Genomic DNA, 23,755 nt, shown 5'->3' with positions numbered 1-23,755 from the left:
TCTCTTTTACTTTTGCATGCCGTACCGAATGTACTGATAGATATCCCTGAAAACACCTGCATTACGAAATGCTTGCCACACGACAAGGGAAGCAGGGCCAATGACGAGTCCGAGGAAACCGAGCCATTTTAACCCGACAAATAGCGCCACAAGTGTGGCTAAAGGATTAAGACCAATGGATTTGCTCAAGACTTTTGGCTCTGAAATTTGTCTTTGAATGAGCACGACAATATACAAAATGCCGAGCCCGATGGCGAGGGAAAGGTTTCCTGTCATGGCAGAGTAAATGATCCATGGCAGAAAAACAGTGCCGCTCCCGATATAAGGAAGTAAATCGACAAACCCAATACATAAAGCAATGACAAGGGCGTGCTCGACTTTTAAGATGATCAGACCAATGATGACAAGGCCGATGGTCATTGCAACAAGCAAAAGCTGCGCCTTCATAAAACCGGTAATGGCTTTTTTGATTTCAGATAAAATGGCTCGTGTATGTTGCATCCATTTTGCGGGAAAGATACGAGAACCATATTTTTTTAATGTAAACCAATCTTTCGTAATAAAAAAAGTTGCTAGTGCAGAAAACAAAAGAGTTGCGGCTGCATCAGGCAAAAGACCTAAAAAAGCTGGGATGAGCTCGAGTGTTTTTGAAAGAAAAGTCCCTATTTTGGCCGCAGCTTCATCGCCCAGTGCTTGGATTTGTCCCAAAATCGATTCCTTTTGCCCTGCTTGAAGCGTATTAAATTGGGCGGTTACATCATGGTACAAAGGCAGGATTTTATCTGTAAAAAACCGTTCAACAATCCCAATCATTTGATCAAGGTGACCAGGCAGAACCTTTGCCAAATAAGCACTTCCTGAAATGATTTCTGCTACTAAGAGTGTGATGAAACCGGCGGCTACTAATAAAAAGAGCAGTAATACAATGATTACAACAAATCCTCTTGGCATTCCGGTGATCTCTTCTATTTTGCATACGGCAGGGTGGATGAGGCAGGATACAATAAGTGCAATCCAAAAAGGATATAGAAAAGGAAAAGAGTGATATAAAAAGACAACCGCAAATACAGCAATGCTGATCATCATCAAACTTCGTAGAAAAATGGCCATATAGGTGTGATTCACACAATCCCCTCCAAAAAACAAGCATGTCCGATACTTCATTTTATTCAAAAAGATTAGTAATATGAAAAGGTCGCAATAAAAAGAAAGGACGGGGCGGCGTATGTTTACTCAAGCAAATTTATTTTTGGTTCTTTTACTCGTTATTGCACTTATTGCAAAAAACAATTCATTAATTTTAGCGGTTTCTGTGCTCATTGGGATTAAGCTGATTGGTTTGGATCAAAAAATTTTCCCAGTTCTCCAATCAAAAGGCATCAATTGGGGGGTCACCGTTATTACAATTGCTGTGCTTGTCCCTATTGCAACAGGTGATATTGGATTTAAGCAGCTTGGAGAAGCCGTGAAATCTTCTTACGCTTGGATTGCACTTGGAGCGGGTATATTAGTAGCATTAATTGCAAAAAACGGTATTGTGCTACTCGAAAATGATCCGCATATCACGGCAGCGCTTGTGTTCGGGACGATTTTGGCAGTCAGCTTATTTAAAGGTGTAGCTGTCGGTCCGCTGATCGGAGCAGGAATTGCTTATTTAGCGATGCAGGCTGTGAAATTTTTCAGCGGTTGAAAAGAGAGTGGTTCATGCCACTTTCTTTTTTATTTTTTCTTGTGTGAGCTTTTGCAAAAAAACATAATTAAATATAATAAAAGAAGCAAAATCCCTTTATTCCATGCCTTATATGGAAGACTGGAAAAAAAAATATCAAAAAAAATTATAGTTAAACATTTAACAAATGTCTGATTATTGTTTATAATGGGAATAGGCTTAATTTTGAACTCATTGATCACACAAGAGATATGAGGCTAAAAGCGCTCTAACCGTATAGGTAAATGTAAGCATTTTCTTTTCTGAACCTGCCGTCTTATTCGGATTGGATAGCGCTTTCAAAAAGCGAGAATTCTGCAACGAAGGGGAATCTTTTTAAAAAGGGGAGATTGAACATGACAGCAACAAGAGGTCTTGAAGGTATTGTGGCAACAACTTCATCCGTAAGCTCAATTATTGATGATACTCTTACTTATGTAGGGTACAATATCGATGATTTAACTGAAAAAGCTACATTCGAAGAAATTGTCTACCTGTTATGGCACTTAAAGCTGCCGAATGAGCAAGAGCTGAGTGAGTTAAAACAGCAGCTCAACGAAAATGCTCACATTCCGCAAGAAATCATTGAGCACTTTAAATCGTATTCGCTGGATGGGGTTCATCCAATGTCTGCGATTCGTACAGCGGTATCCTTACTAGGATTACTTGATAACGAATCAGAGATTATGGACAAAGAAGCGAATTACAGAAAAGCCATTCGCTTACAGGCGAAAATTTCTGGACTAGTCGCTGCATTTTCACGTATTCGTAAGGGACTTGAGCCTGTACAGCCAAAAGAAGAATACAGCTATGCTGCAAACTTCTTGTATATGCTAAATGGCGAAGAGCCATCACCAGTAGAAATTGAGGCAATTGATAAGGCACTCATTCTGCATGCGGATCATGAATTAAACGCATCGACATTTACAGCACGTGTATGTGTTGCTACACTATCAGATATCTACTCTGGTGTAACAGCGGCTATCGGTGCGCTGAAAGGACCACTTCATGGCGGAGCCAACGAAGGCGTGATGAAGATGCTTTCAGAAATTGGCGAAGTTGAAAACGTAGATTCCTATATTCATGGTAAGCTAGAGAAGAAAGAAAAAATTATGGGCTTTGGCCACCGCGTATACCGTCAAGGTGACCCGCGTGCAAAGCATCTAAAAGAAATGAGCCAGCGTTTAACAAACCTGACTGGCGAGCCGAAATGGTATGAAATGTCTGTTCGTGCAGAGGAAATCGTGACATCAGAGAAAAATCTTCCACCAAATGTTGATTTTTATTCTGCATCTGTATATCACAGTCTTGGGATTGATCATGACTTGTTTACACCAATTTTCGTGATCAGCCGATTCTCTGGATGGATTGCTCACATTCTAGAGCAGTATGACAACAACCGTCTCATCCGTCCAAGAGCTGACTATATTGGACCTGATCTTCAAACGTTTGTTCCGATCAGTGAAAGAGACTAATGTTTATAGAATAAGCAGGGGCTGATCTCGGGAAGGCCAATCAGCCTCTATATCAACAAAAAAACGAATCACGTGAAAAACTTCTTCGCTTGCAGACATCAAGCCAAGAAGTTTCAAATATTCACTACATAACCTGGGAGGTAATATCATTGTCACAAGGCGAAAAAATTACAGTTACTGGCGGCGTATTGAATGTACCAAATAATCCAATCATCCCGTTTATCGAAGGGGACGGAATCGGTCCTGACATTTGGAAAGCAGCATCAAGAGTACTTGAAGCAGCTGTAGAAAAAGCATATAAAGGAGAAAAGCAAATCACTTGGAAAGAAGTATATGCCGGTGAGAAAGCTTACAATAAAACTGGAGAATGGCTTCCTGAGCAAACACTTGAAGACATTCGTGAATACTTAATCGCGATCAAAGGACCACTGACAACACCAATCGGCGGAGGAATCCGTTCATTAAACGTGGCACTTAGACAAGAGCTTGATCTATTCACATGCTTACGTCCAGTTCGCTGGTTCAAAGGCGTACCGTCTCCTGTGAAACGTCCAGAAGACACAGATATGGTCATCTTCCGTGAGAATACAGAAGATATCTATGCTGGCATCGAGTATGCAAAAGGATCAGACGAAGTGAAGAAGTTAATTGACTTCTTGAAAAACGAATTAGGTGTTAACAAAATCCGTTTCCCAGAAACATCAGGTATCGGAATCAAGCCAGTTTCTGAAGAAGGAACTTCTCGCCTTGTCAGAGCGGCTATCCAATATGCAATTGACCAAGGCCGTAAGTCTGTGACGCTTGTTCACAAAGGAAACATCATGAAATTTACAGAAGGTGCCTTCAAAAACTGGGGCTACGAAGTGGCTGAAAAAGAGTTTGGCGACAAGGTCTTTACATGGGCACAATATGATCGTATTGTAGAACAAGATGGAAAAGATGCGGCAAACAAAGCGCAAAGTGAAGCAGAAGCTGCTGGCAAAATTATTGTCAAAGACAGCATTGCAGATATTTTCCTTCAACAAATCCTAACTCGTCCAGCTGAGTTCGATGTTGTGGCAACAATGAACTTAAACGGAGATTACATCTCTGATGCTCTTGCAGCACAAGTTGGTGGAATTGGTATCGCACCAGGTGCGAACATCAACTACGAAACAGGACACGCTATTTTTGAAGCGACTCACGGAACAGCACCTAAATATGCTGGTCTTGATAAAGTGAACCCATCTTCTGTTCTTCTATCAGGCGTGCTTTTACTTGAGCACCTTGGCTGGCAGGAAGCAGCTGATCTAGTGATTCAATCTGTTGAAAATACAATTGCATCAAAAGTCGTTACTTACGATTTTGCTAGATTAATGGATGGCGCAACAGAAGTGAAATGTTCTGAGTTTGCTGATGAGCTCATCAAAAACTTGTCTTGATTCTTAAACTTTAAAGTTAAAGGGGAAAAAGGAAATGGCAAACAAGCGTAAAAAAGTATCTGTTATCGGAGCGGGCTTTACTGGAGCAACTACAGCATTTCTAACGGCTCAAAAAGAATTAGCGGACGTCGTATTAGTCGATATCCCGCAGCTTGAGAACCCAACAAAAGGGAAAGCACTTGATATGCTGGAAGCAAGTCCTGTTCAAGGCTTCGATGCAAACATTACAGGAACTTCTAACTACGAAGATACAGCCGGTTCTGATGTCGTGGTCATTACGGCGGGAATTGCAAGAAAGCCGGGAATGAGCCGTGACGATCTCGTGTCAACAAATGAAAAAATCATGCGCAGCGTGACACGCGAAATCGTTAAATATTCTCCAGAAGCCATCATTGTTGTATTAACAAACCCTGTTGATGCAATGACGTATGCAGTTTATAAAGAATCAGGATTACCAAAAGAAAAAGTCATTGGACAATCGGGCATTCTTGATACAGCACGTTTCCGTACGTTCGTAGCTCAAGAATTAAACCTATCTGTTAAAGACGTGACGGGCTTTGTGCTTGGCGGACATGGCGATGACATGGTTCCTCTTGTTCGTTACTCTTATGCAGGCGGTATCCCGCTTGAAACATTGATTCCTAAAGAGCGAATTGATGCAATTGTTGAAAGAACAAGAAAAGGCGGCGGCGAAATCGTTAACCTATTAGGTAACGGTAGTGCATATTATGCTCCTGCTGCTTCACTAGTCGAAATGGTTGAGGCGATCCTTAAAGATCAGCGGCGCGTCATGCCAACGATTGCTTACCTTGAAGGTGAATATGGCTACGAAGGCATTTACCTAGGTGTACCAACAATCGTAGGTGGAAATGGCCTTGAGCAGATCATCGAGCTTGAGCTGACAGAAGAAGAAAGAAGTCAGCTTGACCGTTCTGTTGAATCTGTTAAGAATGTCATGAAAGTATTGTCTTAGTATGAATAAAAAAGAAGGCTTCTCTGATGAGGAGTCTTCTTTTTGTTTACAAAACAAATCTTGTCGAAATTTTAAATTGTTCTCTTGTTAAGCTTTCGTTAAAATGAAAGAGAAAGCATGACTTCTCGCTTTTCACATAAGATACAAAAAAGGATGCAGGGGAAATCACTAATTGGAGGCACAACATGAATAAAAAAATATTAGTTGTGGATGATGAAGAATCGATTGTAACACTTCTAAGCTATAACCTTGAAAGAGCGGGCTATGATGTCGTCACAGCAAGAGACGGGGAAGAAGCGCTTGAAAAAGCAGCAAGTGAACAACCTGATCTCATTGTATTAGATTTAATGCTTCCGAAGATGGACGGCATTGAAGTGTGCAAACAACTGAGAATTCAAAAAATGATGTTCCCTATTTTAATGCTGACAGCAAAGGACGATGAATTTGATAAGGTGCTAGGTCTTGAGCTTGGGGCCGATGATTACATGACAAAGCCATTCAGTCCTAGAGAAGTAGGTGCTCGGGTAAAAGCCATCTTGAGAAGAGCACAGCAATCTCAGCCTGCCCCCACACAAGAGGAGAAGGAAGAGATGATTGCAGATCAAATCAAAATTGGTGAACTGCGTATTTTACCAGAACACTACGAGGTCTATTTCCAGGAAGAACGTCTAGAGCTGACGCCAAAAGAATTTGAACTGCTGCTTTATTTGGCGAAGCATAAAGGACGTGTCCTCACGCGTGATTTATTGCTAAGTGCCGTTTGGAATTATGACTTTGCAGGTGACACTCGTATTGTGGATGTTCATATTAGCCACTTGCGGGACAAAATTGAAAAGAACACGAAAAAACCAACATACATTAAAACGATTCGCGGCTTAGGCTATAAATTGGAGGAGCCAAAGCCAAATGAGTAAAATTAGAACCCGTCTGTTTTCGGGACTCATTTTTCTCCTTTTTATTGTGTTTGTGGCACTTGGTCTTTTTTTGGATCACATGTTCCATGTTTTCTATGAAACAAAATTAACGGAACGAATGGAAAAGGAATCGAGCTTTCTCCTGTCTTCTATGAATGGTGATGATCTAAAGGCGAAGCAAAACAAAGAGGTCCTCAACCAGGCAAAGCAGCATTTTGATATGAATGCGTCGATTGTGGATTTAAAGGGGAATATCATACATACAACGGGTCAAGCAGAACAAAAGGCCATCATTCAAAACACACTGAACAATGAACGTCTCCAAACAAAAGGGATCGTTATTGACGATGAGAAAGATGCGCTGTTCCATTATGCTGTCCCGATCTTAAAACAACAAAACGAACCGGCGGGTTATTTATTTCTCCATGCGTCATACGAGCCTTTAAATGAAATTGACGGCCAGCTTTGGCTTGCCTTAGCCTTTTGTCTTGGCTCGGCGATCATCATCATTGTTTTCTTCGGGTACCGCATGTCAATGAAATATGTGAAACCAATTGATTATGCGACAAAGGTAGCCAAACAGCTAGAACGCGGGAACTATGATACGAATAATTACGAAGAGCTGATGATTGAAACAAGTGAACTGAATACTTCCATGAAGCGTTTGGCGGGAAGTCTTCAAGAAATGACAAGTGCCGGTGAAATGCAGAGAGACCGGCTGCAAACGGTCATTGAAAATATTGGAGCGGGGATTATATTGATTGATAAGATGGGGTATATCCACCTCGTCAATCGAACCTTCCGCAAGCAGTTTAAGGTACAAAAGCACATTTACATGCACAAGCTGTATCACGAAGCGTTTACCCATGAAGAAATTATCGAATTAATTGACGAAATTTTCATGACAGAAACGAAGGTGCGGAAGTTTTTACGTCTAGCCGTTGACATTGAACGCCGCTACTTCCAAGTGGATGGTGTACCCATTTTAAGTACAGACGATGAATGGAAAGGAATTGTCCTCGTGTTTCATGACGTGACAGAAACGAAGCAGCTGGAGCAGATGCGAAAAGACTTTGTCGCCAATGTGTCTCATGAGTTAAAAACACCGATTACGTCGATTAAAGGATTTTCTGAAACCCTTCTTGATGGCGCAATTGATGACAAAGAAGCACTGACAGAATTCCTTTCTATCATTTTAAAGGAGAGTGTCCGTCTAGAAACATTGATTCAAGACTTACTTGATCTTTCTAAAATTGAGCAGCAGCAATTCAAGCTGAATATTCAAGAAGCCAATGCGACAGAAATCATCCAAGAGATTCAAGTGCTGTTAAGTCAAAAGGCTACAGAAAAAGGCATTCAACTACATGTACGTGTCCCAAAAGAACCGGTCTATGTCATGGCAGATCCGCTAAGGTTAAAGCAAATCTTTCTCAATCTCGTTAATAATGCCCTTACCTATACACCAGAGGGAGGTAGTGTCACCATCACAGCAAGACCGCGAAAAGGTGCCTATGAATTTGATGTAGCAGATACAGGAATCGGCATGAAGAAAAGTGAGATTCCAAGAATATTTGAGAGATTTTATCGAATTGATAAAGATAGAAGCAGGAATTCAGGCGGTACAGGTCTTGGCCTTGCCATTGTCAAACACCTTGTGGAGGCGCATGAAGGAACAATTTCTGTCCGCAGCAAACAAGGTAAAGGAACGACTTTTACAGTGAGCCTGAAATAGACATAGAGAAAAAAGGAAAGTCACGTTAAAATTTACATGATCTTTACAATGAATTCATGTTTTGTTAAACATTCATTGATAGGATGAATAGGAACCCCTTCATCCAAGGAGCCAATTTTGGAAGGACGAAAACACTTGTTGTTTTCGTCCCTTTTTTATGCAGGCTCGACTATTTTCTTTTCAAAATAAACTTTGATAAAATGAAGATACAATGTGTGAAAGAGACGGCTGAGATGGCTTAGCCGATGGAGGATTAAAACATGACAGACAAAAAGAAATTAGTGTTAGTGGATGGAAACAGTCTCGCATATCGAGCCTTTTTTGCTTTGCCGCTATTATCAAATGATAAAGGCGTACATACAAATGCTATTTATGGGTTTGCGATGATCTTAATGAAAATGCTGGAGGACGAGAAGCCAACTCATATGCTCGTCGCATTTGATGCGGGAAAAACAACATTCCGCCATGAGACATTTAAAGAATATAAAGGCGGAAGACAAAAAACCCCGCCAGAGCTATCAGAACAAATGCCGTTCATCCGTGAACTATTAGATGCCTATCAGGTGAAAAGGTACGAGCTTCCTCAATATGAGGCAGATGATATTATCGGTACATTGGCTGTCGAGGCAGAAAAAGACGGCTTTGAAGTCAAAATCTTCTCAGGAGATAAAGACTTAACACAGCTCTCAACTGATCATACGACAGTGGCTATTACGAAAAAAGGCATCACAGAAGTAGAATACTATACACCTGCTCATATTGAAGAAAAATATGGTCTGCGACCAGATCAAATCATTGATATGAAAGGGCTGATGGGAGATTCATCAGATAATATCCCAGGCGTCCCAGGTGTAGGCGAAAAAACAGCCATTAAATTGTTAAAGCAGTTTGAAACAGTCGAGAACCTGCTTGAACATATTGATGAAGTGAGCGGGAAAAAGCTCAAAGAAAAGCTTGAAGAATATAAAGAGCAAGCAGTCATGAGTAAAGAGCTGGCAACCATTCTCGTAGAAGCACCTATCGATGTGTCGAGCAAAGATCTCGCCTACGAAGGTCCACACATGGATCAAGTGATTTCTCTTTATAAAGAACTAGGCTTTCAAACGCTGCTAGAGCGTCTAGGAGAAGCACCAGAAACAGATGAACAGGTTGAAGTAGATGCTTTAGAAGTGAAGAAAATGACAGCTGCAGGAGGCGACATGCTGACAGATCATGCAGCCCTTGTGGTAGAACAGCTTGGAGATAATTATCACGAAGCGGATTTGATCGGTTTTGCGATCCATAATGAAAATGGTGCGTTTTTTATGACGAAAGAAGATGCGCTTCAATCAGATGCATTTAAAGAATGGGTACAGGATGAAACGAAGAAAAAATGGGTCTTTGATTCAAAAAGAGCAGTTGTCGCTCTCAGATGGCATGATGTAGACCTAAAAGGTGTCGACAATGATGTTCTGCTCGCTTCCTACGTCGTCAACCCGCAGAAATCATACGAAGACGTCGCAAGTGTAGCGAAGGAGTATGGTCTGAATATCGCTCTTTCTGATGAAAAAGTATACGGAAAAGGAGCAAAACAGGCGATTCCACCTGAAGATGAACTGAAAGAACATCTTGGACGAAAGGCAGCGGCGATCTCAGCCTTGCATGATTTAACACTAGAAGCATTAGAAAAAAATGATCAGCATGAACTATATGAAGATTTAGAGCTGCCGCTAGCACTCATCTTAGGTGAAATGGAATCTCTTGGAGTAAAGGTAGATATAAAACGCCTAGAGAAAATGGGTGAAGAATTAACGAAAAAGCTCAAAGAATATGAAGAAACCATTCACCGCTTAGCAGGAGAAACGTTTAACATCAATTCTCCTAAACAGCTTGGTGTCATCCTTTTTGAAAAATTAGGTCTCCCAGTTATTAAAAAGACAAAAACAGGCTACTCGACGTCTGCAGATGTGCTTGAAAAGCTTGAAGATAAGCATGAAATCATTCGGTCCATTCTACACTACAGACAAATTGGAAAGCTGCAATCGACCTATGTAGAAGGGTTAATGAAAGTTACGCGTAAGGATACCTATAAAGTGCATACAAGATTTAATCAAGCACTCACGCAAACAGGAAGATTAAGCTCAACAGATCCAAATCTTCAAAACATCCCGATTCGTTTAGAAGAAGGACGGAAGATTCGTCAAGCATTCGTTCCTTCAAAAGAAGGCTGGCTCATGTTTGCAGCTGACTATTCACAAATCGAGCTGCGTGTACTCGCTCATATTTCACAAGATGAGAATTTGATCGAAGCATTTACGAGGGACATGGATATTCACACGAAAACAGCGATGGATGTGTTCCATGTCTCAGAAGAAGAAGTGACTTCCGCTATGAGAAGACAAGCCAAGGCAGTAAACTTCGGTATTGTATATGGAATCAGTGACTATGGACTTTCTCAAAACCTTGGGATCACAAGAAAAGAAGCAGCTGCATTTATCGAGCGCTATTTAACAAGCTTTAAAGGCGTGAAAACCTATATGGAAGAAATCGTCCAGGAAGCGAAACAAAAAGGCTACGTCACGACGCTTCTTAAACGCAGACGATATATCCCGGACATCACAAGCCGTAATTTTAATATTAAAAGCTTTGCAGAACGAACAGCCATGAACACACCGATCCAAGGCAGCGCCGCCGATATTATTAAAAAGGCGATGATTGATATGGCGCGAAGGCTCAAAGAAGAAAACCTGCAAACAAATCTTTTATTACAGGTGCACGATGAATTGATCTTCGAAGCGCCAAAAGAAGAAATTGCGATCCTTGAAAAGATTGTTCCTGAAGTCATGGAAAATGCACTTCAGCTTGATGTGCCACTAAAAGTTGATTTTGCTTCAGGTCCATCTTGGTACGATGCGAAATAAATCATAGAGAGAAAAAGGAGCGAGGAGCATGCCGGAATTACCAGAAGTTGAAACCGTCCGGCGCACTCTCAAGCGGTTAGTCGAAGGAAAGACGATTGAAACGGTCGATATCAAATGGCCAAACATCATCAAACGTCCTGGGGAGCCGGAAGAGTTCGCAAGAAGAATGGTAGGAGAAACCATACAAACCATTGAAAGAAGAGGGAAGTTCCTCCTCTTTCATTTAGACCATTATGTGATGGTCTCCCATTTAAGGATGGAAGGGAAATACCGTGTACATGAAGCGCATGAGCCTTATGATAAACACGTACACGTCGTCTTTACGTTTACAGATGGGACGGAGCTTCGGTACCATGATGTGCGTAAATTTGGCACGATGCACTTATTTCAGCCGGGTGAAGAGGAAAAGGAACTCCCGCTATCACAGCTGGGATATGAACCATTTGATAAACAGTTCACTCCTGAGTATTTATGGGAGCAATTGAAAAAAACAACCCGCGTGGTCAAAACAGCGCTGCTTGATCAAAAGATTGTCGTAGGACTTGGTAACATTTACGTAGATGAGGTCCTGTTTAAATCAGGGATTCATCCAGAAACGAAAGCGAATCAGCTCAGCCTGGAATCCTGCAAAGTGCTTCACAAACAGATCATCGATACGCTTCAAGTGGCGGTAGATGCGGGCGGAAGTACGATTCGTTCTTATATCAACTCACAAGGAGATATTGGCACATTTCAGCTGCAGCTTCTTGTATATGACCGGCGGGGAGAGCCTTGCCAAACATGCGGAAGCATCATTGAGAAAACAGTAGTCGGAGGGCGCGGCACGCACTTTTGTGTGACCTGCCAAAAACGTCCCCAATAAAGCTTAACCATGGGCATGCTTCCTTTTTGCGATGCATACGATAAAAAACATTCATTTTTCAGCAAGGTGTAGACTGACACACAGCCCACCTGCTCTTCATATAGTGAAGAAGAGTCTAAGAACGCCTAGAGACTCTTGATCATCGTTGCATGAACAGAAAGGAAGAGTTCAGGTATGATTTCGATTTCGCTCCTGTTTTTAGCTATTGCAGTCAGCATCGACAGCTTTTCTGTAGGTTTTACGTATGGTCTTCGCAAAATGAGAATCCCATTTAAAGCCATCGTCATTATTGCATGCTGCTCAGGGATTGTGCTGCTCATTTCAATGCTGATTGGCAGCCTGCTGACGACATTTCTCCCTGTCTCAGTGACCGATAAACTGGGGGGAGGCATTTTAATTGCCATTGGCCTTTGGGTCCTGTATCAATTTTACAAACCAGCGAAAGAGCGCGATTTGCTTCTTCATGAAAAGACATTGCTTAATGTGGAAGTCCAATCGCTTGGGCTTGTCATTCACATTTTAAGAAAGCCGACAAGTGCAGATATTGACCGATCTGGGACGATTAATGGAATAGAAGCGGTACTTCTTGGAATTGCTTTATCCATTGATGCATTTGGCGCAGGGATTGGCGCAGCGATTCTAGGCTTTTCTCCAATTGTCATGAGTATCACGGTCGCAGTGATGAGCTCACTTTTTGTATGTATCGGGCTCCGAGCCGGTCATTACTTGGCAAATTGGCGCTGGATCGATAAACTTGCATGTTTACCAGGGCTTCTGCTCATATTAATTGGGGTTTGGAAGCTGTAAAAGGAGGAAATCAATTGACGCTTGTCATTGGATTAACAGGCGGGATTGCTAGCGGAAAAAGCACAGTCTCGCAGATGATAAAAGAGCAGGGCATATGGGTTGTGGATGCAGATGTGATTGCAAAAGAAGCGGTCTCCAAAGGAACACCCGCCCTTCATCATATCGTTCAAACCTTTGGTGAGGGTGTCCTCCTCCCAAATGGAGAGCTGGACCGGCAGCAGCTGGGAGCCATTATCTTCTCTAATGAAGAGAAAAGAAAGCAACTAAATGCAATCGTTCATCCAGAAGTGCGAAAGGAAATGCTCAGGCAGCGTGATGAAGGAATCGACAGCCAAGAAACATTTGTTGTCCTGGATATCCCGCTTTTATTTGAGAGTCAGCTGGAAAGTCTTGTCGATCGAATTATTGTGGTATATACAACACCAGAATTACAGCTATCACGACTCATGAATCGAAACGACCTTAGTGCGGAAGAAGCACTGAATCGGATTCACTCTCAGCACCCTCTTGAGGAAAAATGTAAGAAAGCAGACCGGGTGATTGAAAATACACAAGATCTCGCTTTTATCAGAAAGCAATTACAGAACATATTAAATGAATGGGAACATACAGATAAGTAAGAGTACATACACGTACTCTTCTTTTTTTATGCTTTATTCTGATTTCCTTTGAAAAGAACAGCCCTTTTTAGAAAATATACGTTTATATACTGGCAATTACATTCTAATGTGATATACTAATTTCATAAATAAATTTATTGAGTATAACACATAATAGAGGAGTGACCTGTTCATGAAGGTAAAAGCAGCGATCAATGGATTTGGCAGAATTGGACGCATGGTCTTCAGAAAAGCAATGCTTGATGATCAAATTCAAATTGTAGCGGTGAACGCAAGCTATCCTGCCGAAACGCTAGCACATTTAATTAAATATGACACAAATCATGGACGTTACGAATGCGATGTGACAGCAGAAGATGACGCCCTGATTGTAAATGGGAAAAGAGTGCTTTTGCTCAATAACAGAGACCCAAAGCAGCTTCCGTGGGGAGAGCTTGGGATTGATATCGTCATAGAAGCAACAGGAAAATTCAATTCAAAAGATCAAGCGATGGGCCATATAGATGCCGGAGCGAAAAAGGTCGTACTTACAGCTCCAGGTAAAAATGAAGACGTTACAATTGTAATGGGTGTCAATGAGGATGATCTTGATCCTGAAAAGCACGTCGTTATTTCAAACGCATCTTGTACAACAAACTGTTTAGCACCAGTTGTCAAATTGTTAGATGATGAATTCGGCATCGACAACGGTTTAATGACAACGGTTCATGCGTATACAAATGATCAAAAAAATATCGATAACCCGCATAAGGATTTGCGCCGGGCAAGAGCATGTGCCCAGTCCATTATTCCAACTACGACGGGTGCCGCTAAAGCGCTTTCTTTAGTGTTGCCGCACATGAAAGGGAAATTGCATGGACTTGCACTGCGCGTGCCAGTCTCCAACGTATCGATGGTTGATCTTGTCGTTGACTTGAAAAAAGATGTCACAGCAGAAGAAGTCAATGCAGCCTTCTCAAATGCATCAAAAACTTCTCTATCCGGTATTTTAGATTACACGGATGAGCCGCTTGTTTCTACAGACTTTAATACGAACCCTTATTCAGCTGTCGTAGATGGACTGACAACGATGGTGATGGGGGATAGAAAAGTAAAAGTTCTTGCATGGTATGACAATGAATGGGGTTATTCATGCAGAGTGGTGGATCTTGTGAAGTTTGTTGGGTCGCAGATGAAAGAGCTTTCTGCTGTTTGAAATGAAGAAGACGAACGTCCCTTTTCAAGAAATGAGAGAAAATCCCATTGAAAACACAGCTTGCAAAATGGGTCTAAACAAAGTATACTATTTTTCGTGAACTTCTTGTTCGCAGACTCATTCGGGTATACTTAAAGGGTTAGGACCTCTTTGGACTAACTTTCCCCCGTGGTATATGTCCGGTCCGGCTGCTTAGAACTTCACTCTTTCATTCTTGTTTAAGGGGGGTCCATGATGGAAACAATCGGACGTCACGTTATCTCCGAGTTATGGGGATGCGACTGTGATAAACTGAACGACATGGATTTTATTGAAAAAACGTTTGTAAATGCAGCTTTGAAATCAGGAGCTGAAGTAAGAGAGGTTGCTTTTCACAAATTTGCACCTCAAGGAGTAAGTGGAGTTGTCATTATTTCTGAATCTCATCTGACAATTCACAGCTTTCCTGAACATGGTTATGCGAGCATAGATGTTTATACTTGCGGCGACCTAGATCCGAATATCGCAGCAGATCATATCGGAGATGAATTAGGCGCTGAAACAAGAGAAAACATTGAAATTCCTCGAGGCATGGGACCTGTACAAGTGAAACAGGCACAAGCCAAAGCACTGTAAACATAAAAAAAGATCGCAATGGGAGCTGGCCAAAAGCATTGAAATGCCTTTGTGTTATGCTCCTTTTTATATTTGTTTGATAGAGAAAATCCAACATTCCCCAACTTGCCTATACTTTTGTTCTAGGAAAACAAAGGTTTTTTTTATAAAATAAAGAAGAGGTATTATGGCAAAGGGGATACGTATATGACTTTAGGACAAAAGTTCAAACGATTCATGTCAAACCATACAGAAACATCTGACGAGCATCCACTACCAGAACTGAAAAGCCATTACTACAAATCGACGAATGCGCAAGTTTTTCAAGCGCTGGAAGCCATGCTTTCCGGGCACGCTTCCTATCAAGTGACATCTGTTTCAGCAGAACGAGGTGAAATCAGCGCCAACATCACAATGCCGAAAAAAGCCTTTCTCGTAGCGACTGTCATTTCAATTCGTCCTTTTGAAACAGCTGTCGATTTTAATGTAACAACAGAAACAGCACTGCCAACAGATTTTGGCTATAGTGAGAAAACGGTTTTTTCCCTTTATGATGAACTAGACAAACAACTTCCAAGAATAGATCGGAGCTGATGAAATGAAATGTCCCACATGTCAGCACCTTGGTACAAGGGTGCTTGATTCAAGACCAGTAGATGAAGGGAAATCCATCCGTCGTAGAAGAGAGTGCGAAAGCTGCCAATATCGCTTTACGACGTTTGAGAAATTAGAAGAATTACCACTGATTGTGGTGAAAAAAGAAGGAATTCGTGAAGAGTTCAGCCGTGAAAAAATGCTGAGAGGACTCATTAAAGCGTGTGAAAAGCGTCCAGTTGCTTTAAAGCAGCTTGAGGATGTCTGCTTTAATATCGAAAAAGAACTGCGTAATCAAGGTATGTCAGAAGTGAAAAGTGAGCTTGTAGGTGAAATGGTGATGGACGAGCTGGCAAAAATTGATGAAGTGTCTTACGTCAGGTTTGCCTCCGTTTACCGGCAGTTTAAAGATATCAATGTCTTTATTGATGAATTAAAAGATTTATTAAAGAAAGAACGCTAAAAAAGAGCTGAAGATTCTTCACGCTCTTTTTCCTGCGTAAAGCGTAAAACGTAAAAAGGGTGTACAATAGAAACAATTGCAATTCATGGGGAGGATCAGCATATGACAGAGCATTGGAAGGAAGTGCTAGCCGTCGATCCGTATGTCGTCAAAAGCGCTTCATTGCTCGGTGACATCGATAGACAGCTCATCACTCTTTTATATCAGCCGCTTATAGGCATGTCCGCTTTCAGCTTATATATGACGCTGTGGGGAGAGCTGGAACAAAATCGTATGTGGGGGAAACCCGCACCTCATCGGCAGCTCATGGTCATGCTGCAAACGAATTTGAATGATATTTTTGAGGAACGTTTAAAGCTTGAAGCGATTGGTTTACTGCGCACATATGAACAGGAAACGGAAGAAGGCAGACTGTTTACATATGAGCTTGTACCGCCGCTAAGACCAGATGAGTTTTTCCAAGATGGTATGCTGAATGTCCTGCTGTACCATCGTGTAGAGAAAGCGAAATATATGCAGCTTCGTGATTATTTCTCATATCCTGGTGTTCCGGCAGAGGCAAGGAACATCTCGCGGTCGTTTGAAGAAGTCTTTCACGTATTGCAGCCAGGTGAACGCAGGATGACAGAAGAAATCAATCAGGCGTCATCACTTGATCAAGGCTATGAATATGTGACCGTTGGATCGAGTCAGCCTGCTCCGCTCTCAGACGATTCCTTTGATTTCGATCTATTGTTAGCAGGCATGTCTGATATGATGATTCCAAGAAAGGCTTTGACTAAGCAGGTGAAAGAAACCATTAAGAAGTTAGCGGTTGTATACGGCATCACCCCGCTTCAAATGCAAAATATTGTAGCAGGCGCCTGCGGTTCTGATCAAATGATCTCAACAGAAGAACTGAGAAAAGCAGCAAGAGACTGGTACCAAATTGAATACAGAGGCGAGCAGCCAAAACTCATTGATCAAAAACAGCCGAGACACTTGCGTCAAGATGCTTCAAAAGCGCCGGTATTAGATACGCCAGATGCAAAATTGATTGAAAAGCTTGATCATATTTCGCCTAGGGAGCTGCTAAAAGATATGGCTGACGGCATTGAGCCAACATATGCCGACTTAAGAATTGTCGAAGATATTATGCTTGAGCAGCAGCTGGAGCCAGGTGTCATGAACGTTTTGATCTACTATACATTACTAAAAACAGATATGAAGCTGTCGAAAACATATATGCAAAAAATTGCCGCTCATTGGGTGAGAAAGAAAATTAAAACCGTAGCGGCTGCCATGAAAATTGCCAAAGAAGAGAACAGGCAAATGACAGAGTGGGCGCAGCAGAAAAAGCAGCGCAGCACGTACGGATCAGGGAAAGTCGTCCGTGAAGAGAAGCTTCCTGACTGGATGAAAGAAACTGAAACGAAAGAACAGCCGGCAAAAGAACAAACAGACAGCCTATCGACAGAAGACCTCGAACGAGAAAAAGAAAAACTGTTAGATCAGTTTAAAAATATGAAAAAGTACAATGCACATTAAGATGAGGTGAGATGAGGATGAAACCGATCGGTCGTTCATTTGAACAGCTAAAAGGGCGCGTAGATTTTCGTGTGAGATACAATCAGATTAAAGAGAGTGTGTTATCTGATGAAAACGTAAAAGCCTTTTTACAGGAGCACCAAGAAGACATACACGAAGACATGATCAATCGCAGCTTGAACCGGCTTTTTGAATATGTGCAGCAGTCGAAGGGCTGTTCATATTGCTTAGATGAAGAGAACGTCAATGCGATTTTAGACGGTTATCACCCGAAGCTTGTGATCAAAGGTCAGAGTATTGATATTGAATATTCCCCTTGTCCAGTCAAGCTGCGGCTCGATAGACAGAAAAAACAGCAAGAGCTCATGAAAAGCATGTACATTCCGCAAAATGTTCTTCAAGCAACGTTTGCTGATCTGAACGTTGTGGGAAGACAGGAAGTCATTCAAAAAGTAGGACAATTTCTGCAAAGCTATGATGAGACGGGCAAAGGGAAGGGCTTATATTTACACGGGAAGTTTGGAGTAGGAAAAACGTATATTCTGGCAGCCATTGCGCAGCAGTTAGCGGAGAAGGAATATCCATCTCTCCTTGTGTACGTGCCTGAATTTGTGAGAGAGTTAAAAAATTCGTTAGCCGATCATACATTAGAATCAAAATTGAACATGGTCAAATCCACCCCTATTCTAATGCTTGATGATATTGGGGCAGAGTCGATGACAAGCTGGGTTCGTGATGAACTGCTCGGAACGATTTTACAATACCGTATGGCAGAGCAGCTGCCGACTTTCTTCTCTTCTAATTTCTCACCAAGTGAACTGAAGCATCACTTTACGTACTCACAGCGCGGGGAAAAAGAAGAGGTCAAAGCCGCTCGTTTAATGGAACGGATTCTCTATTTAGCAGAGGCAGTCTTGCTCGAAGGAGAAAACCGCCGTCATTTATAAAAGCGTCTATCACGTGAAGGAGGAGCAAATGAAATGAACAAAAGAAAATGGCTGCTTTTTCTCGTGATTGCAGGTCTCGCTGTTTTACTTTGGTGGCTGAACAAACAGCATCTTCAGCTGGCACCGAAAGATGTGAAGAATTGGGTGCTTCAATTTGGATTGCTGGCCCCCTTTGTTTTTCTTTTCTTATCTCTTTTTCGCCCGTTTGTTCTCGTCCCACTTACGGTCTTTTCGCTGGCAGCGGGTTTGGCCTTCGGAAGTGTTCTTGGGACGATTTATGCTCTCGTCGGTGCTACCGCCGGGGCAACAGGCTCCTTCCTGCTTGCCACAACCTTTCGTTCCAAAAAGAAGGAAACAGAATCAAGCAGCCGGAAGCTGAGAGCGGTGACATCCCGCATTCAGGAGCATGGCTTTCTTTACATTTTGTTATTGCGTATTGCCCCAATCCATTTTGACTTTGTCAGCTATGCGGCAGCAGCTTCACGTGCGAATTATCGTGCATTTACGGCAGCTACCTTTTTAGGGTTAATACCGGGTACAGTGGCATTAAATGTCCTTGGATCAAGCTTTGTCAGCGGCAATTATGCCGCCTTAGCAATCGTTTGTTTGATTTATCTGATCTTTATCTCAGTTCCACTTATTTTAAAAAGAAAGATGCCTGATTTATTTTAGGCGTCTATTTTTTATGTTCTCCCCATATATATGTAACAGATGTCGTTAGGGGGGACAAACATGCTTGAAATAATCTTTGAAGATGAATATGATACCGCCGCTTTTTTACATCTTGCTGAACACTTGGACAGTCGGCATCACATGTCAATTCAACAAGGGAAAGACCGGCTTCTCATAGAGGCGAAGGAATCAAAAGAAGGACTTGAGCCTATTGTGCGGCCATTACTGGTTCACTTTTTTTTGGAATGCAAAGAAAATGAGCGCATGCGCAGCATTCTTGAAAACACGTATTTATTTAAAGATCCTGAAGAGCAGCACCAAATTCTTTCCATCGCCCACAGCATCATGAATGGGGATTTAGATGATATTCCCGGCATTCATCAAGAACCGTCAAGAGAAGCCCTGTTAACAAAGGAGCTTGAGACGATTTCTTTACAGCAAGGTATTTTTTCAATTGGTTCATTTATGACATTCAGACTGTCAGAGTATGACAGGAGGCTGAAGAACTATGTTGAAGTCTCCATTGAAGAATACAAAATGGAACAAGAATATCAAAACTTCATTCAATCGCTTCGAGACTATGTGATGGCAAAAGAACCAAAGCTCGAAAAAGTACATGTTGTGCATCAGGATCGCCTGATGATTTGGGAATTTCGGTACGCTTCTGAGCGTGATCAAAAACAATACATAGACAGACAGTTTGTAAGAGAGCATCCAATGTATATTGATTCGCAGCTGATTGCACCACTCGTATCCATAGCGCCCCAAAAGATTGATCTGTTTACAAATGATACAGGTCACTCGATGGTACAGACCATTCAAAATATTTTTCAAGAAAGGGTCGAGGTATTCCCGGCTCATTCATTTCAAGAACACAATGTTCAATTTATCCATGACCATTTGGAACAGAAAAGTGAAAAGCTTTCTTGATTTTCACGAAAAAACGTTTTATAATACGGTGTAACTTCATACAGAGACCGTATTGATAAGGACATGAACAAATGAACACCCGCTTAAAGAGAGGGAAGCCGCGGCTGAAAGCTTCCTAGCAGAGGACCATTTGCTTTACCACCTTTGAACATCAGCTGTGAACGTTTTAGTAATGGCTGACGGGAATTCCCGTTATCGAACCACAAGCCGTGTTTGCTTATGAAAAAGTAAGCTGCAAATACGGGAAAAAGGGTGGAACCACGATTCCGTTTTATTCAACCTCGTCCCTTTCCAGGGGGCGGGGTTTTTATATTGCCAAAAAAAGGAGTGACCAGAGATGTCAGAACAAATTCAACTTACATTTCCAGATGGAGCAGTCAAGGAGTTTGACAAAACAGCTACAACAGAAGACATCGCGGCATCAATTAGCCCAGGCCTAAAGAAAAAAGCGCTTGCCGGTAAATTGAACGGCAAAGAAATAGATCTGCGTACGCCGCTATTAGAAAGTGGAACAATTGAGATCATTACAGATAAAAGTGATGAAGCGCTCGACATTATGCGCCACAGCACAGCTCATTTGCTAGCACAGGCAATCAAACGTCTGTATGGAAAAGAGCATCACGTTCAGTTTGGCGTAGGTCCTGTGATTGAAAATGGCTTCTACTACGATGTGGACATCGATGTTGCCATCACACCGGAAGATTTACCAAAGATTGAAAAAGAAATGAAAAAAATCATTAACAGCAATCTGCCAATCGAGCGAATTGAAGTATCAAGAGAAGAAGCGAAAAAACGCTTTGAAGCGATTGGTGATCAATTAAAGCTTGAGCTGTTAGAGGCGATTCCAGAAGGTGAAGCTGTTACGATTTATGAGCAGGGTGAATTCTTTGACCTCTGCCGCGGCATTCACTTGCCATCAACAGGGAAAATCAAAGAGTTTAAGCTGTTAAGCCTTGCAGGTGCATACTGGAGAGGTGACAGCAACAATCAAATGCTTCAGCGTATTTACGGTACAGCTTTCTTCAGCAAAGATGATCTAAATGAGCATTTACGTCTGCTTGAAGAAGCGAAAGAACGTGATCATCGTAAACTAGGAAAAGAGCTGAAACTGTTTGCGAACTCTCAAAAGGTAGGTCAAGGTCTACCGCTTTGGCTGCCAAAAGGCGCAACGATCCGCCGCGTTATTGAGCGTTACATTGTTGATAAAGAAGTACGCCTTGGTTATGAGCATGTGTATACACCAGTTCTTGCAAATGTTGAATTGTATAAAACATCAGGGCACTGGGCGCATTATCAAGAAGACATGTTCCCTGTGATGGAAATGGACAACGAAGATCTTGTTCTTCGTCCGATGAACTGTCCGCACCATATGATGATTTACAAAAACGAGCCGCATAGCTATCGCGAATTGCCAATTCGTATTGCAGAGCTTGGTACAATGCATCGTTATGAAATGTCAGGTGCTTTATCCGGCCTTCAGCGTGTTCGAGGTATGACATTAAACGATGCACATATTTTTGTTCGTCCAGATCAAATCAAGGACGAATTCATTCGTACAGTTCGCCTAATTGAAGAAGTGTATCAAGACTTTGGCTTGAATGACTACACATTCCGCTTATCTTACCGTGATCCAGAAGATACTGAGAAGTATTTCGACGATGATGCCATGTGGAATAAAGCGCAATCGATGCTAAAGGATGCAATGGACGAGCTTGGTCATGACTATTATGAGGCAGAAGGCGAAGCGGCATTTTATGGTCCGAAGCTTGACGTTCAAGTGAAGACAGCTCTTGGAAAAGAAGAGACATTGTCTACTGTACAGCTTGATTTCTTACTTCCAGAGCGCTTTGATCTCACATATATCGGAGAAGATGGCAAGCACCATCGTCCAGTCGTGATTCATAGAGGTGTTGTTTCTACAATGGAGCGTTTTGTAGCCTTCTTAATTGAAGAATACAAAGGAGCCCTTCCAACTTGGCTGGCACCTGTACAATTCCAAGTCATCCCGGTTTCACCGTCTGTCCATTTAGACTATGCGAAAAAAGTACAACAACGTTTGCAGCTTGAAGGTCTTCGTGTAGAGCTTGACAGCCGTGATGAAAAAATCGGATACAAAATTAGAGAATCGCAAATGCAAAAGATCCCGTACATGCTCGTCGTCGGAGATCAAGAAGCAGAAAATGGCGCTGTCAATGTTAGAAAATACGGAGAGCAAGATTCAGAAACGATGGATCTTGAAGCCTTTGTGAAACATGCAGTGGCAGAAGCGAAAAAATAATCTTTTTCAAACGAAGCAGTCAGTGATCTTTCTCTTTAGATCACTGGCTTTTTCTTGGGAAAAATCCTCCACTGGTGATCCAGTCCCTTGAATGATACGTTTAGATAGTACGAAAGTATGGGTAAGTATGTACTATTGGTTCGAGTTAGATTGGGGGAATGAAAGCGATGATGCAAACAACAAACACTTTATCATCACAAGTATTGGAGCGATCAGCAGTACTTCGTGCATTGGAACACTCACTGGCGATGATTGAATTTGATGTGACAGGAGAAGTCCTATGGGTCAATGATATTTTTGCAAAAGCCATGGGATATTCAAAGCAAGAGATGATTGGTTTAAAACATAGACAGTTTTGTCCTCGTCATATTGCAGAGCACGCAAGCTATCAAATGTTTTGGAAGCGTTTGAAAGAGGGGCAAGTCTTTCAGGAAAAGGTGCAGCGGATGACGAAGAATGGTGACAGCTTATGGCTTGAAGCAACCTATACACCTGTCCGTAATGAAGAGAGAAACATAGTGGGTGTTGTGAAAGTCGCAACAGACATAACAGAGAGAGAAAACACGATGAAACAGGTCGTAGACGATTTAAAGGAGATGTCTGCAAAATTAATGGAGCGAGCAGAAGTGGGCATCCAGCATAGTCAAAGAGTCAATGTCTCCTTTGATCATATAGCAAACGAAACAGATCAAAATATGAGCTTACTAAAAGGATTAACAGAGCAGGTAGAGTCCATCAGCTCCATCGCTACAACGATTAACAGCATTTCTTCACAAACCCAGCTCCTTGCATTAAATGCGGCGATCGAAGCAGCCCACGCAGGTTCCTATGGAAATGGCTTTAGTGTAGTGGCGGCAGAAATTCGAAAGCTTGCAACTAATTCAAAAGAAGCGATCGTCAAAGTAGATCAATATGTAAAGGCGATTCATGCGGAAGTAGAGAAGGTCAGCAACGGAACGAGCCGGGCCAAAACAACGGTGTTTACAAATCGTGATCTTGTGAAGCAGGCAAACGAGGAATTTATCAATATAGGAGAAGCAGCCCGCAGCTTAGACAAGCAAGCGCAAAGTCTAGCAGGAATTGTGTAGTTTGAGCACACAAAAAACACCCAATCTCGTCAGGAGAAGGGTGTTTTTTCATTTG

The 23,755-nt window shown here is 42.0% G+C and carries 21 protein-coding genes; 20 read left to right on the top strand and 1 reads right to left on the bottom strand.

Features of this window, described 5'->3' with window-relative positions; translation table 11 throughout:
- Nucleotides 1–6: 6 nt before the first annotated feature.
- Nucleotides 7–1,125: a sporulation integral membrane protein YtvI gene (gene ytvI / locus ACQYAC_RS07350; protein WP_058015091.1), complete on the bottom strand. Its 1,119-nt coding sequence runs from the start codon at nucleotides 1,123–1,125 to the stop codon at nucleotides 7–9.
- A 100-nt stretch (nucleotides 1,126–1,225) separates the two neighbouring features.
- On the opposite strand from ytvI, the gene ACQYAC_RS07345 reads away from it, so the two are divergent.
- From ACQYAC_RS07345 to ACQYAC_RS07250, 20 genes are all read left to right on the top strand, one after another.
- Complete coding sequence (locus ACQYAC_RS07345) at nucleotides 1,226–1,690, top strand: DUF441 domain-containing protein (protein WP_034320955.1); 465 nt, start codon at nucleotides 1,226–1,228, stop codon at nucleotides 1,688–1,690.
- 374 nt (nucleotides 1,691–2,064) lie between these two features.
- Complete coding sequence (gene citZ / locus ACQYAC_RS07340) at nucleotides 2,065–3,183, top strand: citrate synthase (protein ID WP_058015092.1); 1,119 nt, start codon at nucleotides 2,065–2,067, stop codon at nucleotides 3,181–3,183.
- 149 nt (nucleotides 3,184–3,332) lie between these two features.
- Entirely contained in the window at nucleotides 3,333–4,604 is a 1,272-nt protein-coding gene (icd, locus tag ACQYAC_RS07335) for an NADP-dependent isocitrate dehydrogenase (protein WP_012010859.1), read from the top strand.
- A 34-nt stretch (nucleotides 4,605–4,638) separates the two neighbouring features.
- Nucleotides 4,639–5,577, top strand: a complete 939-nt coding sequence (gene mdh / locus ACQYAC_RS07330; RefSeq protein WP_007501693.1) for a malate dehydrogenase — start codon at nucleotides 4,639–4,641, stop codon at nucleotides 5,575–5,577.
- 185 nt (nucleotides 5,578–5,762) lie between these two features.
- Complete coding sequence (locus ACQYAC_RS07325; protein ID WP_058015093.1) at nucleotides 5,763–6,491, top strand: response regulator transcription factor; 729 nt, start codon at nucleotides 5,763–5,765, stop codon at nucleotides 6,489–6,491.
- On the top strand, nucleotides 6,484–8,223 hold the full coding sequence (pnpS, locus tag ACQYAC_RS07320; RefSeq protein ID WP_429943019.1) for a two-component system histidine kinase PnpS: 1,740 nt from the start codon (nucleotides 6,484–6,486) through the stop codon (nucleotides 8,221–8,223). The genes ACQYAC_RS07325 and pnpS overlap by 8 nt, the downstream gene beginning before the upstream one ends.
- Before the next feature lie 260 nt (nucleotides 8,224–8,483).
- Nucleotides 8,484–11,123, top strand: a complete 2,640-nt coding sequence (gene polA / locus ACQYAC_RS07315; RefSeq protein ID WP_429943018.1) for a DNA polymerase I — start codon at nucleotides 8,484–8,486, stop codon at nucleotides 11,121–11,123.
- Between the two features lie 28 nt (nucleotides 11,124–11,151).
- Nucleotides 11,152–11,985: a DNA-formamidopyrimidine glycosylase gene (gene mutM, locus ACQYAC_RS07310; RefSeq protein ID WP_058015095.1), complete on the top strand. Its 834-nt coding sequence runs from the start codon at nucleotides 11,152–11,154 to the stop codon at nucleotides 11,983–11,985.
- A 174-nt stretch (nucleotides 11,986–12,159) separates the two neighbouring features.
- Complete coding sequence (gene ytaF / locus ACQYAC_RS07305) at nucleotides 12,160–12,792, top strand: sporulation membrane protein YtaF (RefSeq protein WP_003216274.1); 633 nt, start codon at nucleotides 12,160–12,162, stop codon at nucleotides 12,790–12,792.
- A gap of 14 nt (nucleotides 12,793–12,806) precedes the next feature.
- On the top strand, nucleotides 12,807–13,412 hold the full coding sequence (gene coaE / locus ACQYAC_RS07300) for a dephospho-CoA kinase (RefSeq protein ID WP_429943017.1): 606 nt from the start codon (nucleotides 12,807–12,809) through the stop codon (nucleotides 13,410–13,412).
- A gap of 172 nt (nucleotides 13,413–13,584) precedes the next feature.
- Nucleotides 13,585–14,607, top strand: coding sequence for a glyceraldehyde-3-phosphate dehydrogenase (locus tag ACQYAC_RS07295; RefSeq protein ID WP_061409055.1), 1,023 nt, complete (start codon nucleotides 13,585–13,587; stop codon nucleotides 14,605–14,607).
- A 234-nt stretch (nucleotides 14,608–14,841) separates the two neighbouring features.
- On the top strand, nucleotides 14,842–15,222 hold the full coding sequence (gene speD, locus ACQYAC_RS07290; RefSeq protein WP_003216492.1) for an adenosylmethionine decarboxylase: 381 nt from the start codon (nucleotides 14,842–14,844) through the stop codon (nucleotides 15,220–15,222).
- 186 nt (nucleotides 15,223–15,408) lie between these two features.
- Complete coding sequence (locus tag ACQYAC_RS07285) at nucleotides 15,409–15,795, top strand: hypothetical protein (RefSeq protein ID WP_058015100.1); 387 nt, start codon at nucleotides 15,409–15,411, stop codon at nucleotides 15,793–15,795.
- Between the two features lie 4 nt (nucleotides 15,796–15,799).
- Nucleotides 15,800–16,258 (top strand): transcriptional regulator NrdR, encoded by a 459-nt coding sequence (nrdR, locus tag ACQYAC_RS07280; RefSeq protein WP_003216720.1) that lies wholly within the window; start codon nucleotides 15,800–15,802, stop codon nucleotides 16,256–16,258.
- A 102-nt stretch (nucleotides 16,259–16,360) separates the two neighbouring features.
- Nucleotides 16,361–17,785: a replication initiation and membrane attachment family protein gene (locus tag ACQYAC_RS07275; protein ID WP_058015101.1), complete on the top strand. Its 1,425-nt coding sequence runs from the start codon at nucleotides 16,361–16,363 to the stop codon at nucleotides 17,783–17,785.
- Between the two features lie 17 nt (nucleotides 17,786–17,802).
- Nucleotides 17,803–18,732 (top strand): primosomal protein DnaI, encoded by a 930-nt coding sequence (gene dnaI, locus ACQYAC_RS07270; protein ID WP_061409050.1) that lies wholly within the window; start codon nucleotides 17,803–17,805, stop codon nucleotides 18,730–18,732.
- A 33-nt stretch (nucleotides 18,733–18,765) separates the two neighbouring features.
- Nucleotides 18,766–19,404, top strand: coding sequence for a TVP38/TMEM64 family protein (locus ACQYAC_RS07265; protein ID WP_058015103.1), 639 nt, complete (start codon nucleotides 18,766–18,768; stop codon nucleotides 19,402–19,404).
- Nucleotides 19,405–19,464: 60 nt separating this feature from the next.
- A complete protein-coding gene (ytxC, locus tag ACQYAC_RS07260; RefSeq protein WP_429943016.1) occupies nucleotides 19,465–20,334 on the top strand; it encodes a putative sporulation protein YtxC in 870 nt (289 codons plus the stop codon).
- Nucleotides 20,335–20,671: 337 nt separating this feature from the next.
- Nucleotides 20,672–22,612, top strand: a complete 1,941-nt coding sequence (gene thrS, locus ACQYAC_RS07255; protein ID WP_429943015.1) for a threonine--tRNA ligase — start codon at nucleotides 20,672–20,674, stop codon at nucleotides 22,610–22,612.
- A gap of 167 nt (nucleotides 22,613–22,779) precedes the next feature.
- On the top strand, nucleotides 22,780–23,700 hold the full coding sequence (locus ACQYAC_RS07250; RefSeq protein WP_429943014.1) for a methyl-accepting chemotaxis protein: 921 nt from the start codon (nucleotides 22,780–22,782) through the stop codon (nucleotides 23,698–23,700).
- Nucleotides 23,701–23,755: the final 55 nt, after the last annotated feature.

It is taken from the genome of Bacillus sp. MM09(2025) (assembly GCF_050496725.1).
Lineage (GTDB): Bacteria > Bacillota > Bacilli > Bacillales > Bacillaceae > Bacillus > Bacillus pumilus.
This window is presented reverse-complemented; position numbering and strand designations above follow the sequence as displayed.

Coding starts and splice junctions, on each gene's coding strand:
- ACQYAC_RS07345 (WP_034320955.1), top strand. CDS start 1,226: ATGTTTACTCAAGCAAATTTATTTTTGGTTCTTTTACTCGTTATTGCA.
- citZ (WP_058015092.1), top strand. CDS start 2,065: ATGACAGCAACAAGAGGTCTTGAAGGTATTGTGGCAACAACTTCATCC.
- mdh (WP_007501693.1), top strand. CDS start 4,639: ATGGCAAACAAGCGTAAAAAAGTATCTGTTATCGGAGCGGGCTTTACT.
- ACQYAC_RS07325 (WP_058015093.1), top strand. CDS start 5,763: ATGAATAAAAAAATATTAGTTGTGGATGATGAAGAATCGATTGTAACA.
- pnpS (WP_429943019.1), top strand. CDS start 6,484: ATGAGTAAAATTAGAACCCGTCTGTTTTCGGGACTCATTTTTCTCCTT.
- polA (WP_429943018.1), top strand. CDS start 8,484: ATGACAGACAAAAAGAAATTAGTGTTAGTGGATGGAAACAGTCTCGCA.
- mutM (WP_058015095.1), top strand. CDS start 11,152: ATGCCGGAATTACCAGAAGTTGAAACCGTCCGGCGCACTCTCAAGCGG.
- ytaF (WP_003216274.1), top strand. CDS start 12,160: ATGATTTCGATTTCGCTCCTGTTTTTAGCTATTGCAGTCAGCATCGAC.
- ACQYAC_RS07295 (WP_061409055.1), top strand. CDS start 13,585: ATGAAGGTAAAAGCAGCGATCAATGGATTTGGCAGAATTGGACGCATG.
- speD (WP_003216492.1), top strand. CDS start 14,842: ATGGAAACAATCGGACGTCACGTTATCTCCGAGTTATGGGGATGCGAC.
- ACQYAC_RS07285 (WP_058015100.1), top strand. CDS start 15,409: ATGACTTTAGGACAAAAGTTCAAACGATTCATGTCAAACCATACAGAA.
- nrdR (WP_003216720.1), top strand. CDS start 15,800: ATGAAATGTCCCACATGTCAGCACCTTGGTACAAGGGTGCTTGATTCA.
- ACQYAC_RS07275 (WP_058015101.1), top strand. CDS start 16,361: ATGACAGAGCATTGGAAGGAAGTGCTAGCCGTCGATCCGTATGTCGTC.
- dnaI (WP_061409050.1), top strand. CDS start 17,803: ATGAAACCGATCGGTCGTTCATTTGAACAGCTAAAAGGGCGCGTAGAT.
- ACQYAC_RS07265 (WP_058015103.1), top strand. CDS start 18,766: ATGAACAAAAGAAAATGGCTGCTTTTTCTCGTGATTGCAGGTCTCGCT.
- ytxC (WP_429943016.1), top strand. CDS start 19,465: ATGCTTGAAATAATCTTTGAAGATGAATATGATACCGCCGCTTTTTTA.
- thrS (WP_429943015.1), top strand. CDS start 20,672: ATGTCAGAACAAATTCAACTTACATTTCCAGATGGAGCAGTCAAGGAG.
- ACQYAC_RS07250 (WP_429943014.1), top strand. CDS start 22,780: ATGATGCAAACAACAAACACTTTATCATCACAAGTATTGGAGCGATCA.